Source organism: Mycobacterium sp. 852002-53434_SCH5985345, assembly GCF_001667155.1.
Taxonomy (GTDB): Bacteria; Actinomycetota; Actinomycetes; order Mycobacteriales; family Mycobacteriaceae; genus Mycobacterium.
The window spans coordinates 1-14,370 of the sequence record NZ_LZIE01000071.1; the positions used below are offsets into that span (position 1 = coordinate 1).

General features: G+C 66.2%; 15 protein-coding genes and 2 pseudogenes. 7 read left to right on the plus strand and 10 right to left on the minus strand.

Annotation, left to right across the window (positions count from 1 at the left end; all coding sequences use genetic code 11):
- A pseudogene (locus A5756_RS17130) lies at positions 1-471 on the minus strand (2-hydroxyacid dehydrogenase); the annotation flags it as partial.
- Between the two features lie 126 nt (positions 472-597).
- Between A5756_RS17130 and A5756_RS17135 the strand changes: the two are divergent.
- On the plus strand, positions 598-1,455 hold the full coding sequence (locus A5756_RS17135; protein WP_066954778.1) for an LLM class F420-dependent oxidoreductase: 858 nt from the start codon (positions 598-600) through the stop codon (positions 1,453-1,455).
- A 100-nt stretch (positions 1,456-1,555) separates the two neighbouring features.
- Here A5756_RS17135 and A5756_RS17140 read toward each other — a convergent pair whose 3' ends face one another.
- On the minus strand, positions 1,556-3,043 hold the full coding sequence (locus A5756_RS17140; RefSeq protein WP_066954781.1) for a SulP family inorganic anion transporter: 1,488 nt from the start codon (positions 3,041-3,043) through the stop codon (positions 1,556-1,558).
- Between the two features lie 359 nt (positions 3,044-3,402).
- Positions 3,403-3,825: a nitroreductase family deazaflavin-dependent oxidoreductase gene (locus A5756_RS17145; RefSeq protein WP_066954784.1), complete on the minus strand. Its 423-nt coding sequence runs from the start codon at positions 3,823-3,825 to the stop codon at positions 3,403-3,405.
- A 132-nt stretch (positions 3,826-3,957) separates the two neighbouring features.
- Between A5756_RS17145 and A5756_RS17150 the strand changes: the two genes are divergently transcribed.
- From A5756_RS17150 to A5756_RS26280, 3 genes are all read left to right on the plus strand, one after another.
- The gene (locus A5756_RS17150; protein WP_066954787.1) at positions 3,958-4,857 is read left to right on the plus strand and encodes a class I SAM-dependent methyltransferase; all 900 of its coding nucleotides are present in this window, start codon (positions 3,958-3,960) and stop codon (positions 4,855-4,857) included.
- A gap of 61 nt (positions 4,858-4,918) precedes the next feature.
- Complete coding sequence (locus tag A5756_RS17155) at positions 4,919-5,608, plus strand: class I SAM-dependent methyltransferase (RefSeq protein ID WP_066954790.1); 690 nt, start codon at positions 4,919-4,921, stop codon at positions 5,606-5,608.
- An 86-nt stretch (positions 5,609-5,694) separates the two neighbouring features.
- Positions 5,695-5,862, plus strand: a complete 168-nt coding sequence (locus A5756_RS26280; RefSeq protein ID WP_197505791.1) for a hypothetical protein — start codon at positions 5,695-5,697, stop codon at positions 5,860-5,862.
- A gap of 84 nt (positions 5,863-5,946) precedes the next feature.
- Here the strand turns inward: A5756_RS26280 and A5756_RS17160 are convergent, their stop codons facing one another.
- The 4 genes from A5756_RS17160 to A5756_RS17175 all read right to left on the minus strand — a co-directional run bounded on the left by A5756_RS17160 (position 5,947) and on the right by A5756_RS17175 (position 9,187).
- Complete coding sequence (locus tag A5756_RS17160) at positions 5,947-6,318, minus strand: hypothetical protein (RefSeq protein ID WP_066954792.1); 372 nt, start codon at positions 6,316-6,318, stop codon at positions 5,947-5,949.
- A gap of 8 nt (positions 6,319-6,326) precedes the next feature.
- Complete coding sequence (locus A5756_RS17165) at positions 6,327-6,551, minus strand: hypothetical protein (RefSeq protein WP_066954795.1); 225 nt, start codon at positions 6,549-6,551, stop codon at positions 6,327-6,329.
- 265 nt (positions 6,552-6,816) lie between these two features.
- A complete protein-coding gene (locus A5756_RS17170) occupies positions 6,817-8,079 on the minus strand; it encodes a TetR/AcrR family transcriptional regulator (protein ID WP_066954798.1) in 1,263 nt (420 codons plus the stop codon).
- A gap of 151 nt (positions 8,080-8,230) precedes the next feature.
- Positions 8,231-9,187: a DMT family transporter gene (locus A5756_RS17175; protein WP_082948322.1), complete on the minus strand. Its 957-nt coding sequence runs from the start codon at positions 9,185-9,187 to the stop codon at positions 8,231-8,233.
- A gap of 171 nt (positions 9,188-9,358) precedes the next feature.
- Here A5756_RS17175 and A5756_RS17180 point away from each other — a divergent pair, with 171 nt between their 5' ends.
- Positions 9,359-10,210: a LysR family transcriptional regulator gene (locus A5756_RS17180; protein WP_066954801.1), complete on the plus strand. Its 852-nt coding sequence runs from the start codon at positions 9,359-9,361 to the stop codon at positions 10,208-10,210.
- 46 nt (positions 10,211-10,256) lie between these two features.
- Here the strand turns inward: A5756_RS17180 and A5756_RS17185 are convergent, their stop codons facing one another.
- On the minus strand, positions 10,257-10,496 hold the full coding sequence (locus A5756_RS17185) for a hypothetical protein (protein WP_156659601.1): 240 nt from the start codon (positions 10,494-10,496) through the stop codon (positions 10,257-10,259).
- A 19-nt stretch (positions 10,497-10,515) separates the two neighbouring features.
- A complete protein-coding gene (locus tag A5756_RS17190) occupies positions 10,516-11,433 on the minus strand; it encodes an LLM class F420-dependent oxidoreductase (protein ID WP_066954813.1) in 918 nt (305 codons plus the stop codon).
- A gap of 211 nt (positions 11,434-11,644) precedes the next feature.
- On the opposite strand from A5756_RS17190, the gene A5756_RS17195 reads away from it, so the two are divergent.
- The gene (locus A5756_RS17195; protein WP_066954808.1) at positions 11,645-12,472 is read left to right on the plus strand and encodes a mycofactocin-coupled SDR family oxidoreductase; all 828 of its coding nucleotides are present in this window, start codon (positions 11,645-11,647) and stop codon (positions 12,470-12,472) included.
- Positions 12,473-12,487: 15 nt separating this feature from the next.
- Here A5756_RS17195 and A5756_RS17200 read toward each other — a convergent pair whose 3' ends face one another.
- Positions 12,488-13,480, minus strand: a complete 993-nt coding sequence (locus tag A5756_RS17200; protein WP_156659603.1) for a glycoside hydrolase family 6 protein — start codon at positions 13,478-13,480, stop codon at positions 12,488-12,490.
- 185 nt (positions 13,481-13,665) lie between these two features.
- Between A5756_RS17200 and A5756_RS17205 the strand changes: the two are divergent.
- Positions 13,666-14,370, plus strand: a pseudogene (locus A5756_RS17205) (hypothetical protein); the annotation flags it as partial.

The following is a 14,370-nucleotide window of genomic DNA, read 5'->3' on the forward strand; positions in this document are numbered from 1 at the left end:
CCCGCCCGCCCGCACGTAGCGGTCGGCGGCTCCGAAACGGCGCAGGGTCATCAGGATCAGGCCGAGGGCAGTGTCGGCCACGGTGTCCGAAAGCACGTCGGGCGTGTTGCTGACGCCGATGCCGCGACGCCGCGCCGCCGACAGATCGATCAGGTCAACCCCGGCGCCGTTGTTGACGATCACCTCCAGATGCGGCAGCGCCGCCATCGTGCCGGCGTCGACGCCTGGCGACCCCGACGTGAGCACCACACGAATGTCGGCCCCATGCTCGGCCAGGAAATCGGCCCGTTCGGGGCCCTCGGGAAGCTTCGAAATGTCGTAGCGCGCGGTCAGCTCCGCCTCGAACGCCGGCTCGAAGTCACCGACCCGCAGCGCGTTCCTGATCTTTTTTGTTGTCACCCGTCCATCATCGAGCGTCGACGAAATATTCGGGCGGTGGCCTTCGTTGTTGCCCTCGACGGTGTCGGACATTCCCCCGGGTACCACCTCAAAACCGTCGCTTCGAGCGACCACTTGCCGAGAGGCGCGAAGACGGCACCGTCCCAAATTGATTCAGTGCACGGGAAGCAATCCGCCTGCGGCTCGGTTGCACCGCCAATGCGCATTGGAGTTGTGTTCCCGCAAATCGAGCTCGGTGGAGACCCCGCGGTCGTGCGTGCGTACGGCGAGGGCGTCGAGGGACTCGGATTCACCCACATCCTCGCCTACGACCACGTGGTGGGCGCCGACCCGAACGTGCACCGCGGCTGGGATGGCCCCTACGACATCGATTCGACATTCCATGAGCCGTTCGTCATGTTCGGCTACCTCGCCGCCATCACCTCCCTGGAACTCGTCACCGGGGTCATCATCCTGCCGCAGCGACAGACGGCGCTGGTCGCCAAGCAGGCCGCCGAAGTCGATCTGCTCACCGGCGGCCGATTCCGGCTTGGCGTCGGATTGGGCTGGAACGCGGTCGAATACGAGGCGCTGGGCGAGAAGTTCACCAATCGCGGCAAGCGCTCCGAGGAGCAGCTCGAACTGATGCGCCGGCTGTGGACCGAACGATCGGTCACCTTCAACGGGGAGTATCACACCGTGACCGCGGCGGGGCTGGCCCCATTGCCCACCCAACGCCCGATCCCCGTGTGGATCGGCGCGGCGTCCGACCGCGGGCTGGAACGCGCGGGGCGTCTCGCGGACGGCTGGTTCCCGATGACGGCTCCCGGCCCCGGCCTCGACCACGCGCGGGAACAGGTGCGGCGCGCCGCCGCGGCCGCCGGCCGCGACGCGGAAAGCCTCGGAATGGAAGGCCGGGTCAGCTGGGCCGGCGACCGCGCAAAGACCGCGGCCGACATCGCGGCCTGGCGGGCCGCGGGCGCCACCCACGTGTCGGTCAACACGATGAACGCCGGCCTCGCGACGGTCGATGATCACCTCGCCGTGCTCAAGCGGATCGCCGGCGACCTGTCGTAGCGGAGCGACACGCTACCGACAACGTCGCTGGCACAAGCTCGTTCGCCGGCACATGTTTCCCCACGGCACTCCCTACGCGTCCTGAGCGTAAGGACGTGGGCTAGCCGGCGTCCGCTTCGACCAAGGTGAGATGGACCGCGTGACGGTTGGCCTTCGACGACTTGCCCACGCGTCCATAGGGTTCCATCGGTCCGTTATGGACTTTGACCGCTCCCCCGGTAGCGCAGTGCCGGCGCTGCCAGTCGCTGATCGCCTGATGGGCAGCGTGATCGAGGTAGTTGGCCACCAGGTGGATGGTGACCGTGGTGCGCTCGGGGATCGTTGCGAGCACACCCGTCAGCCGGGGCAGGGCCAGGAAGGTGCACGCCCCTTCGATGAACACATGCCATTCGTCGCCCACGGGCTTCGCCTCCACCCTGGCCCGAACCACCCGCCACCCGGTCACGATGACCGCGACGGCCAGCCCGATCATGACGCCATGCAACAGGTTCAGGAAGACGACGCCGACAATCGTCACCAGATAGACGATGAGGTCGCCGTTGCGCGAGGCGGTCTCGATGTGTGCGGGCTTCAGCAGCTCGATCCCGATGACGATGAGTAAGCCGGCGAGCGCCGCGCTGGGGATCTGTTCGACCAATCCCGCGAAGGGGACGGCGAACAACAGAATCCAGACCCCGTGCATGATCGTCGAGGCGCGGGTCTTCGCACCCGCGTTGACATTAGCCGCGCTGCGCACGATCACACCGGCGATGGGAAGCCCACCGATTGCGCCGGACACCATGTTCGCCGCGCCCTGCCCGATCAACTCCCGGTTGAAGTCGGTGCGCGGGCCGGTGTGCATGCGGTCGATCGAGACCGCCGTCAGCAGGCTTTGGACGCTGGTGATCAGCGTGACCGTGATCACCGCGACCACGACGGCGCCCCAGTTCCCGTCCGGAAGCTGCGGCAGTTGCAGCGCCTCCAGCACCGAGCCCTCCAACCTGATGCGGGATACGTTGAACGGCAACACGACCGAGATAGCCGTAACGACGACGATGGCGACCAGTGGGCCAGGGACCTTGGCCAACCGGGCCGGTGCCCAGCGCCAGGCAATCAGAATGGCGATGACGAGTAGGCCCAGCACGAGGCCCGGTCGGTGCGCGCCGACGATCTGTGCGGGGAGCCCGATGACATTTGTCCAGGCCGAGCTCTGCGATTCACCCCCGAGCAATACGTGCACCTGTTGCAGGGCGATGGTGATTCCGATCCCGGCCAGCATGGCGTGCACGACAACCGGTGAGATCGCCAAGGCGGCGCGCGCAATCCGGCTGATCCCCAGCATGACTTGCAGTGCTCCCGCGACGACGGTGATCAAACAGGTTACCGCCCAGCCGAACTGGGAAACCAGGTCGGCGACAACGACCGTGAGCCCGGCGGCCGGACCGCTGACCTGCAACGGCGATCCGCCGACACACCCGGCGACGATCCCGCCGACGATCGCCGCTATCAAGCCGGACAGCACTGGAGCGTCCGAGGCGATCGCGATCCCGAGTGACAACGGAAGCGCCACCAGGAAAACCACTAACGAGGCCGGCAAGTCGTATTGCATGGCCGCGCGCCACCGGTCAACTGAATTCGGTTGACCCTGCTGGAAGTCTTGGTGACCTTGCCGCCCGGCGTGTTGCATCGGCCCTCCCTGGAAATGTGCATGAGGAAGCGCGCCGGATATCAGCCCGTGATGCGCCCGGATAGTGCGATGTGAAGCCCTGTGGCACTGGCGATTTCCAATCGCCGGAGAACGTCGTTGTTCTGCTAAGCGCGCCTGGCCTATGCATATCGAAGGTATGGGGCAGCCAAGCGGGTCGCAACCTGACGGGCCGCGCGCATATCGAATGCAAATCTTTTGCTGCCGGTCGCTGTCGAGTGGCCGACGGCGCTATTCACCGAAATAGGTTGACGCGCGGTGCATTACTCCAGCACGAAGACCGGTATCTGCCTAGTTGTCTTGGTCTGGTATTCGGCATAGGGCGGATAAGCTTCGATGGCTAGCTGCCACCATTGCTCTCGCTCCGACCCGTCGAGTTCGCGTGCCCTCAGCGCGACGACCCTCTCGCCATCCTGCAGCGTGACCTCGGGATTGGCTTTCAGATTGAAATACCACGACGGATGCGCGGGGGCGCCGCCTTTCGACGCGACCATGGCGTAACGCCCGTTGCTTTCGACGCGCATCATCGGCACGTAACGCTTCTTGCCGGACTTCGCCCCGGTGACCGTCACCAGAACGACGGGCCGATCGAGAATCTCGACACCGTCGGTCGTGCCCTGTTTCAGGATTTGCTCGGTCTGCTCGCGTACCCAGTCCCTCGGGCTCAGTTCGATGTCGTCAGGCATACCTGATCTCAACACGTCGTCGCGCCGTCGTCATCCCCGTGCGCATCGCCGAACGGCCCGTCCGGGCGTGCAAGCGTAGAGTGGGGCCTCAACGCTTAAGTGAGCTAACTAATAGCGGAGAGGAGCCGGGTAGTGGCCCGCACCGAGAACGACACGTGGGATCTGGCCTCCAGCGTCGGAGCGACCGCGACGGCGGTCGCCGCGCAACGGGCGATCGCCTCCCAAGGGCCGGACCCCTTGCTGAACGACCCCTTCGCGGATCCGCTCGTTCGCGCCGTGGGCAGCGACGTCTTCGTCAAGCTCATCGATCACGAGGTCGACCGATCCGACGATCCCCTGCTGAATCGCCAGGCCGTGAACGAGCAGATTACGGTGCGCACCCGCTACTTCGACGACTTCTTCACGCAGGCAACCGAATCCGGTATTCGTCAGGCGGTGATCCTGGCGTCCGGGCTGGACACCCGGGCCTACCGGCTGGCCTGGCCGGCCGGCACGGTGGTCTACGAGATCGACCAACCCGAGGTCATCGAGTTCAAGACGCGAGTACTGGCCGAGCTGGGCGCCGAACCTACCGCCGAGCGCCGCACGGTGGCGATCGACCTGCGCGAGGACTGGCCGGCCGCGCTGGTCGAGGCCGGGTTCGAGGCGAACGCACCGACGGCCTGGAGCGCCGAAGGCCTGCTCGTCTACCTTCCGCCCGAGGCGCAGGACCGCTTGTTCGACCACATCGTCGGCTTGTCGGCGGCGGGCAGCCGGATCGCCACCGAACACATGGATCTGCGCAACATCCCGCCGGACTGGGCGAAGAAGCTGACCGAACGGTCGCAGCGTCTCGGTTCCAAGATCAACCTGGCCGAACTTTTCTACACCGGCGACCGCAACACCGCAGCCGAATACCTGGCCGGGCATGGCTGGCAAGTCGACATCCGGACGACCGACCGGGCCTTTGCCGCCCACGGCTTCGAAGTACCGAATGACGAGCTCGCTTCGTTCGGCGAAGACTCCGGTTACCTGACGGCGACCCTGGGGTAAGTGCGACTTCCCATGCATCAGCCCCGTTGACATATATCAGCCTGGTTGATATACATGTGGCATGTCTCAGCCGACTCAAGATATGTTCGAATCCGCCTACCGGGGCGAAGCCCCCGAGATGGGTGAAGGCAATCGGCCGCCATGGAGCATCGGCGAGCCGCAACCGGAGATTGCGGCCCTCATCGAGGCCGGGAAGTTCCATGGCGACGTGCTCGATGCGGGTTGCGGGGAGGCGGCGGTGTCGTTGTTCCTCGCCGAGCGCGGCTTCACGACGGTGGGCCTGGACCAGTCGCCCACCGCCATCAAACTGGCGCGCGAGAAGGCCGCCAGGCGGGGTCTGGCCAATGCCACGTTCGACGTCGCCGACATCAGTGCGTTCGGCGGTTACGACGGCCGCTTCGGCACGATCGTCGACAGCACCCTTTTTCACTCAATGCCCGTCGAGTTGCGCGAGGGCTATCAGCAGTCCATCGTGCGTGCCGCGGCGCCGGGTGCCTCCTACTTCGTGCTGGTCTTCGACCGCGCGGGCATGCCGGCCGACGGCCCGGTCAACGCGGTCACCGAGGACGAGCTTCGGGACGTGGTCTCCAAGTACTGGGTGGTCGACGACATCCGGCCGGCGCGGATTCACGCCAACGTGCCCGACAGCTTCCTGCAAGGTTTCGACGCCTTCGCCGGCGCAAACATCCGCGACGAGGGCAACGGCCGCAAGTCGATGGGGGCCTGGCTGCTGTCCGCGCATCTCGGTTAGCCGACGCGGACGGCCGGGCAGGTTTCGAGCCGTGGGATTCGGGAGATCCTGACTGGAGCAGCGCAGACGGTCAGAGGAGATCCCACGTGGACCAGCAAGTCAATTTCGACCCGCCACCCGCCCCCGAGGACGCTCGGCAGGCGACCGAGGAACAGCGCAAGTTGCAGGAGCAATTGGAGCACCCGAACGACGACCCGGACGCACCGGGATTACACCAGTCCCGACGCGACCTTCCCGACGAGAGCACGCGCTAAGTGGGTTGCTAGCGGACGGGGTGTCGCGCCGGCGCGATCATCGTCATCTGTTCTCCGGAGAAGGTTCGCGGATTACGCAGGCGGTCAGGCATTTTGATGATGACTCCCGACTCCGGTGTGCCGTCGGTCGCGAGCGAGCGCCATCGCGGCCAGCCATGTCAGCGTGAGGCCGCCGAGGGCTGCCGTGGGGATTGCCCACGCGCGCCGGATCATCAGCGCGTCATCACATCGTGCGACGTAATTAGTGCCCGGGGCACCGGTTGATGAGGCCACATGATCTGGCCCGTTGACGGCACCCGAAGCTTGGGTCAAGTCAGTGGTGAATCCGCTGCCGCACTTCACTTGCCAGCCGTACTGGTCGTACGCGTCGATGAAGACCGGGAAGCGCAGCGCGAAAAGTCCGGCGGTCAGGGCCACTACGGCCACCGAGAAGATCAGGTGCGCGCGTGTGGTCATGTCGGCCCCTACGTCATGCAGACGTTGGCAAACAGCAGCACGGGCCAGGACACGATCGAGCCGAGAAAGGACACCACTAAATCGAGTCCGTGCATATCACGTAGATGGCTCGTATGGGTGGACGACCAGATCACCCCGACGATCAGATACGGCGTGCCCAGCAGGACGGCCAGGCCCAGGAGCTCAGCGATCGTCAACTGGTAGTCCAGTAGTTGGCGGAGCCTGTGGAGCATCGGCGTGCCTTTCGCGCGGGGACCTCTCCCGGGCGCGTCGGCGCAAGAGCACGGTCGGAGACCCCGTGGCGCCCGGTACGGATGGCGACTATGTTAATCGCGATTCGAGATATCGGGTAGCGCCCGTTGCCATGAAGCCATTCATTCGGCCGAGTGGTTTTCCTGAGCAGCACGGCGTTAGGGATCGCCGCACGTGTCGTCGCGCTCGAGTGACGCCAGGACAAGTGCAGCACCATTCCGACCTGAAGCCGGCTTGCGTCCTCCCTCAGCCGCGTTGCGTCCCGCCCCTCCCCGCCTTGCGGGGAGCCGTGTCCGATTTGCCGAGCAAGGTGATTTCCATCAGTCGGCGCACCGTCATGCGTGCGGGCTGGCTCGTGCCGGGCATGACGAGCTGACCGATGTCGACGGCGAGTGCGAGCGCAGCGTGTACGGCGTATCGAGCGCGGCCGAGGGTTAGTTCGGGTCGCGCCGCTACGGCCAGCCGCGCCCAGGATTCGACGGTGGAGCGATTGATGTTGTAGAGGAGTACCGCGTCCGTATCGGGCAGATTGTTGCGCTCCGTGTAGTAAACGCGGGCCAGTTCGGGGTTGGCGAACGAACGCGTGACGAAGGCGTCGATTAGCTGCGCGAGCGAGTGCTCCGGATCACCGCCGGCGGCCAAAATAGTGGACAGGTCACCGGAGACTTGGTCGGCGCCGCGCCGGTATGCGACTGCCAGTATCGCGGCCTTACTCGGAAAGTACTGATAGATGCTCGCCACCGGTATGCCGACAGCCGTGGCGATGTCCTCCATACCGGTTTCGCGGAACCCCCGCTCGTTGAACAACCGGATCGATTCATGCAACAGCAATTCGTAGCTGCCCACCGCGCTCGTAATCGCGGCTGCCCGTTGGGATTCCGACTCGCTCGCCGGCGGCACCGGCACGTCGGCCCTCAACACGGCGGCCGCGATGTCGGCCAACGTCGCCCGGACCTCTCCGTCGCCCAGCCGGGAACGGTGGTCGGTGATGCTGCCGATGACACTCAACGCCGCCACCGAGAGCACCCAACGCTGCCGTGATTGCAGTTTGGGCCGGAGTCTGATCAACGGCCGCTGCAGACGCCGGTTGACCAGCTTGACCTGCTCGGACAGGACTCTCTGGTCTTCGCCCTGCAGATAGCGGCCTTCCCACCGGTAAAGTCCCCCCGTTGTGCGGTTGACAATCGCGGTATCGATCAGCGAACCGATCAGTGCACGTAGCGTCTCCTCGGGATCGGCATCATCGGGCAGGTGATCGGCAAACTCCGTGGCGTCCACCAGCCGCTGCCCGAGTGCCAGGACCGCGGAGCGGAACAGGTCATATTTGCCGTGCGAATGCCGGTACAGCGCCGCCGCCGAGACCCCGACCCGCGCCGCAATGTTTTCCATGCTGACCGCGTGGTAGCCGAGCTCGCTGAATGCATCCGAAGCCGCCCGGGCGATCTGTGCCTTGCGATCTTTGGGGCGCCGCTTTACCGGCTTTGCGGAGGAACGGCTGGCCGGCGTCATAGAGATCACGGTAGCCGCAGTATGCGGGGCCGGGCGGACGCGTGGCTGACCAATTCGCGGACACGACCGCCACATCGCCGAGAATCCGGCTCGCCGCCGTCCTCCGGTCGGCCGAATGGCTTGGCATCGTGGCAAATCCGAAGCCCGATTGCTACCTTTGCGTCGTCGACGGCGACCCGCACGACGCATGAATCCGCTGGCCAACCGGGGACACCTCCCGCGTCCCGATGGATTCCACACTCTCCTTCGTGCGATGCGGCTTCGATGCCCTGCTGTTGAGCCAGCAGGCGAAGCCGCCCAGGACCAGGCCGACCGCGACACCGGCGTCCGGGCGCTGGCCGAGCATGAGCCACGACAGCACCCCGGCGACCGCGGGAATGACGGCGAACAGCATTGCCACCGCTGCCGCGCCGTGAGTATTGATGGCGCGGACGTAGAGGCTCACCGCCAGCGTCGCGTTCAACAACACCATGCCGGCGACCGCGAACACGGCCTGCCGGCCGTCGTGCACGGTGAAGGGCGTGAGCATTGCGAGCCCCGCGGCGGGAATCAGCCCGACCGCGTTCTGCAGTGCGCTCATCGTGCGAAAGTCGACACCGGCACAGAACCGTTGCTGGTAGACGCCGCCAGCCGAAAGCCCAAGCAACCCAACCCCAAGCAGCACGATGACCGGGTCGACCCCGTGGGTGGCCGCCAGCCTTCGCGCGCACGCGGCCAACACCGCGACGACACCGAAGCCGAGCGCGGCGATCCGGTGCGGACCCAGCGGCTCGCGCAGGAACACGGCGGCCAGGATCGCCGTGGCGACGGGGTTCATCGCGATCACCACCGCACACAGCACGGCCGGCGACCCGAGCTGGACGGCCTCGTAGAGGCAGCAGAACTGCACAGCTTGAATGAGCAGGCCGACCACCGCGACGTGGCCGAGCTGCGCTCCTCGCGGCCAGGGCGCCTTGGCCAGTACGGCCCATACCGCCAGAATCGTTGCGGCCAAACCGAATCGCAGCACCAACGCGGGCATGGGCGCCATGGCGGTCACGGCCAGCACGCCGATGGGATAGCCGAGCGCGTAGAAGAACGTTACCGCCGACGCGGTGGTCAGCGGCATCCGTGGCAGGTCCATGCGACCCATGCTGGCCCAGGCCGACCCCCGCGGTCCAACGATTATTGCTGATCGCGATTGATCACGTTGTCTTATCGGTGTGCGAGTTCTGTTATCGAAATACGTATGAGGGCCGTATCAATTGATCGAGATTGCTAATCGGACTATGGTGCGCCTATGGCCCAGGTGCTTGACATCGCGCCGCTGCGGAGCCTCGTCGCGGTCGCCGACTGCGGCGGGTTTCACCGCGCCGCCGCGGCGCTGCATCTGAGCCAGTCCGCGGTCAGCCAGCACCTCCGCAGAGTCGAGACCGTCGTCGGCCAGCCGCTGATCCAGCGCTCCGGCCGTGGCATCGTCTTCACCGAGACGGGCCTGAGGGCGCTGCGGCATGCCCGCGCGATATTGGCCGCGCACGACACAGCGCTCGACGACCTGGGCGCCACCGAACCAAAGCTCCTGACGATCGGGGCCACCGAGCACGGCGCGGACGTGATGCTGTCCGGACTGACCGGCGCGCTGCGCGATCGACTCCCCGACCGGCGGGTGCGCTTCCGGCTGGACCGCAACGTGTCCCTGGCCGACTCGATCGAACGCGGACTGGTCGACTTGGCGATCATGCTCGACGGGGCGGGCTTGGACCGCGCCAATGCCTCTGGACTGGTTCGGCTGCAATGGATTTCGGCGCGAACGTTGGCCGTTCCCGCACGAGAACCGCTGCCACTGGTGATCTTCTCCGAGCCGTGCACCTTGCGTGAGCCGGCCTTCGCCATCCTCGAAAGCCACGGTATTGCCTATGAAATCGCCGCCGAGTGCGGCGATCTTTCCGGGTTGTACGCGGCGGTGCGGTCGGGGCTCGGGGTGGCGCTGCTGCCGATGATCGGCAAGCTGCCCGACGGCCTGTGCCCGGCCGAGGGACTGCCGCCGGCCAATAACGCATCGGTTCTGGTTCGCGGCCGAGCAGGCATCGACCCGGACCTGCTGAGCACGGTCGACGGTGCAGTGCGTGACGTGCTGGCCGCCACGGACTAACCGCAGCTTTGCTGCGCCGCCTCCCAATACCGTATTTCCTTCTCTGTCAGGTGATTCGAGGTGCGGCATGGCGATGCAGGTAATCGAGGACGCCGCGGTTCGGTTGGTAGACGATGTCGCTGTCGTCATCGAGGTGGCTGAAGGCCGTCAAAATGCGACTGCTGTTGGTGTACCTGCCCGGGCATCCGGTGCACTCGTTCGACGGCGCCGACTGCCCGCCCAGCGTCGGACCCTGCTCGAAGGCCGTGGGCTCGAAACCTTGCGACAACCGCCGGCAGGCAGCCACCAGTCCGCCTGGTGGCGGTTCACAACGCGGCGGTAAGCCTCCATAACGCTGCGCGGTCCACAGACGCTGAGCGGTCGATCGGGCTGATCACCACGTCGGTGGCGCCCGCATCGCGATAACGGCGCAGCTGGCGCACGACACGTTCCTCGGGTCCGATGGCGGCGAGCTCGGTGACGCTGGCGAGTCCTTCCCTGGCGATTACGTTGCGATACGACGGGATGCTCTCGTAAAGGCTCAGCTGTTGCGCGGCGATGGCCCGGCCTCCCTCGACATCTTCGGACAACAGCACCGGAACGGCGGCGATGATGCGCGGCGCGGGACGACCCGCATCGGCCGCCGCCCTGGTGATCTCCGGCACGATGAATTCGCCGATCGTGCGGGGCCCGGCCAGATAGGGCAGTGTTCCGTCGGCAAGTTCGCCGGTGACCCGCAACGCCTTTGGGCCCATCGCGGCCACATACACCGGGATCGGCGTTCCACCGGCGACCTGCACCGGCCAGGTCGGACCTGCGCTGAGTTCGCTGCCGTGAAAGTCGACGCCGGCGGTGTTGAACACCGACCCGAGGATCGTCAGATGCTCCCGTAATCGGGTGATGGTGTTCGACCAGTCCATGCCGAATGCCTGGCGTTCGATCTGGCGGGCACCCAACCCAAGCCCGAGGCTGAAGTTGCCGTGCGCGGCGGCTTGTGCCGTCTGCGCCAACGAGGCGACGATCAGGGGGTGGCGCGGGTTGATCGGCACCACCGACGTGCCCACCCCCAGTCCGGGGACCGCAGCCCCGACGAGCGCCGCTAGCGTGATCGCGTCGTAGTTCTGCTGCTGAGGCAACCACACCTGGGTGACGCCGTGCCCGTAGGCTTCTCGGGCCTGGTCGATCACGTCGTCAACCAGGTTGGCAGCATCCGGGCGGGCCATGAGGATGATTCCGGTGGGCATACCGACAACCAACCGAGCCACCCGGCCGGTCATTCCGATCGCATCGCCGGGATCGAAAACTTGCACACGTGACGTCATACGCCCGACGAAGCGTTGACCGGTTTGAACACATATCGCTAATCTGCGCAAATGCCGGTGGAGGCTCTCCGGGACGACAAGCCGGTTCCGGCGGCCAGTCTGAGCCAGCGCCGCACGTTAAGGAGTTGTCGGCATGATTGATCCCTTCGCCCCGCTCGCCGGCAAAGTCGCCTACGTGACCGGGGCCGCCCGCGGCCAGGGCCGATCCCACTGCGTCCGACTGGCCCGGGCCGGCGCCGACATCGTCGCGATCGACGCGTGCGCGCCGGTCGCCGAACACAACGGCTATCCCCCCGCGCTCCCCGAGGACCTGGCCGAGACCGTCAGCCTGGTGGACGGCGAGGGCCGCAAGATGCTCGTCGCCGAGGTGGACGTCCGCGACCTGGCCGGCCAGCAGCGGGTCGTGGCGAATGCGATCGAACAGTTCGGCCGACTCGACATCGTCGTCGCCAACGCCGGCGTGCTGAATTGGGGCCGGGTATGGGAGATTTCGCCCCAACAATGGCAGGAAACCATCGACACCAACCTCACCGGGCTGTGGAACACCATGAAATCCGTAGTGCCGCCGATGATCGCGGCTGGTAACGGCGGATCGATCATCAACATCAGTTCCGCGGCGGGGATCAAAGCCGTCCCGGGCTGCGGACATTACTGCGCAAGCAAATTCGGCGTCGTCGGGCTCACCAATTCGCTGGCCGTCGAGCTCGGCGAGTTCGGTATCCGCGTCAACTCGGTGCACCCGTACGGCACTGACACCCCGATGGGTAACGACCTGTCGATGTACCAGGTCTTCCAGGACCATCCGCAGTACATCCACAGCTTCTCGCCGGGCGCGCTGCCGACGGACTCACTGGCGGCGCCCGACCTGATCTCCGACATCGTGGTCTGGCTGGCCAGCGACGCGTCGTCCTTGGTCACCGCCGCCCAAATCCCAGCCGACAAGGGGTATTTGAAGATCTGACGTCCCGGCAGGCGGCTACTGCCCGCCTTTGCGGGCCAGATCGACGGCGTACTGACTCACGAAGGTGCCCGCGGCCGGGTCACCTTTGCCGCACGAGCCGTCGGATTCACCGGGACGTTTGATCCACAGGTAGGCGTCGGCGTGGGCGCCCGCGGTGGCCGCGGTGGGCGGCGTGCCCAGCGCCCGGCCGCTGGGGTTGCACCAGTTGAGCTCGGAGTCCGGCGCTGGGCCGGCGCCGTTGCGCGACGTGTCGATCACGTAGTGCGATCCATTTGTGAGCCCGGAAATCGCTTCCCCGTAGCCGATTTCGTCCTCGGTGGTGAAGAAGTTCGCGGTGTTGACGCTAAAACCGCGCGCGTGATCCACGCCCGCTTGCTTCAGCCTGCCTGCCATGTCCTCGGCGCTGTGCCAGCGCAGGTGACCGGCATCGACGTAGACGGCCGCGTTCGGATCCCGAGTCAGCGTGTCAACGGCGTAGCGGACCAGGTCGTAGCGCTCCTGGCGCTGATCGGCCGACAGGCAATCGGCCATCGCGAGTGCGTCGGGCTCGACGACAATCGCCACCCGCGAGGCACCCACACCGGATGCAATGCCGTCGATCCAGCCTCGGTAGTCGGCGCCCGAGCCCATTCCGCCCGCAGCGAAGCTGCCGCAGTCACGGTGTGGGATTCCATAGATCGCCAGGACGGGGATGGCGCCGGCAGCGTTCGCATCGCCAACGTACTTTCCGACCGTGCCAGCCGATGGGCCCGGAACGATCCAGTACGCCTGCGGTGTGTTGGCGATGGCGGTCAACTCGGGGCTCGGCGGGTCGGCGCTCTGGGCGGCGCGCATGGCTGCCGAATTGGGATTGACGTAGAACGGCGCTCCGGCCAACGGGTCGCCGTCACTGGCCAAGCGCACCGCCGGGGCGGAGCCGACATGCAGCGGGCCCAGCCAGGCGACGGCCGCAACGGTCAGGACGGGAGCAACACACCGCGCGAGGGCACTGGCAGCTGACGAGATCACGGTAGGAAAAGTAGTGCTTCGACGCGTTGATCGCGAATCGATGTCCATCGCGCGACGTTGTCGAGGTGCGCCGAAAAAATGGCAGCGGACCCCGACCCCTTTGACCCGGCGACCGAAGCGCTCGCGGCCTTCGGCAAGCAAGTCACCGCGGGTGGGCGGCATAAAATGGGTAACCTCGCATCGAGATGAAGCGTGACGAGCCGATGAGTCGGGTGGGGCTGCCGGCGGTTGTCCGGTCGCTGGTCTTCATATTGGCCGCGGTCCTGTTCCTCTTCGGCCTTACGGGTGGGATGTCCGTGGCGACCGGTGCTGCCGCGCCGGGGCCTCCGCAGGGTTGTGAGTCGCAGCAGGGGGCGCTCGATTCGGTCAATGCCGAGATCGCCCGCCACAACGCCCAGCCCCATGACTTCGTCGTGCCTAGGGAGCAGGCAGCCGCCGACGCTTACGATGCCGAAGCCGCCCAACTGAATGCTCGCGGCAGTCAGGCGCAAGCGAACCTCAACAATTGCGCCGCAGCCATAGCCAAATTGGCCGACCACGGAACGCTGCCCAGACCCTCCCAGGACAGGATCGACAAGATCAACGCCGCGAAGGCTGGCCTGCCGCCGGGTTATGCGCCGCCTGCGCCGCCGCCCAGGAATTCGCTCGGCGGGGTAGCGGTTGCTCCCCCGATGCAGCCAGTCTTCAAGCAGCTGCGTCAAAAGGGGCCTTGGCCCGATGATCTGATACTGCAGGGGCAGGCCAAACCGGGCGTCGGCACTCCCGACCCGGCGCGCAACGGCGCGCCGATACCGGGCATGGCGAGCGATCCCTCGCGGCCTGCGGTTGTCGTGGACCATATTGTTCCGATCGCTCAGCTGATGTACGTGCCCGGCGTGCGCCACCGGGCC

Coding starts and splice junctions, on each gene's coding strand:
- A5756_RS17135 (WP_066954778.1), top strand. CDS start 598: ATGCGCATTGGAGTTGTGTTCCCGCAAATCGAGCTCGGTGGAGACCCC.
- A5756_RS17140 (WP_066954781.1), bottom strand. CDS start 3,043: ATGCAATACGACTTGCCGGCCTCGTTAGTGGTTTTCCTGGTGGCGCTT.
- A5756_RS17145 (WP_066954784.1), bottom strand. CDS start 3,825: ATGCCTGACGACATCGAACTGAGCCCGAGGGACTGGGTACGCGAGCAG.
- A5756_RS17155 (WP_066954790.1), top strand. CDS start 4,919: ATGTCTCAGCCGACTCAAGATATGTTCGAATCCGCCTACCGGGGCGAA.
- A5756_RS17160 (WP_066954792.1), bottom strand. CDS start 6,318: ATGACCACACGCGCGCACCTGATCTTCTCGGTGGCCGTAGTGGCCCTG.
- A5756_RS17165 (WP_066954795.1), bottom strand. CDS start 6,551: ATGCTCCACAGGCTCCGCCAACTACTGGACTACCAGTTGACGATCGCT.
- A5756_RS17170 (WP_066954798.1), bottom strand. CDS start 8,079: ATGACGCCGGCCAGCCGTTCCTCCGCAAAGCCGGTAAAGCGGCGCCCC.
- A5756_RS17175 (WP_082948322.1), bottom strand. CDS start 9,187: ATGCCGCTGACCACCGCGTCGGCGGTAACGTTCTTCTACGCGCTCGGC.
- A5756_RS17180 (WP_066954801.1), top strand. CDS start 9,359: ATGGCCCAGGTGCTTGACATCGCGCCGCTGCGGAGCCTCGTCGCGGTC.
- A5756_RS17190 (WP_066954813.1), bottom strand. CDS start 11,433: ATGCCCACCGGAATCATCCTCATGGCCCGCCCGGATGCTGCCAACCTG.
- A5756_RS17195 (WP_066954808.1), top strand. CDS start 11,645: ATGATTGATCCCTTCGCCCCGCTCGCCGGCAAAGTCGCCTACGTGACC.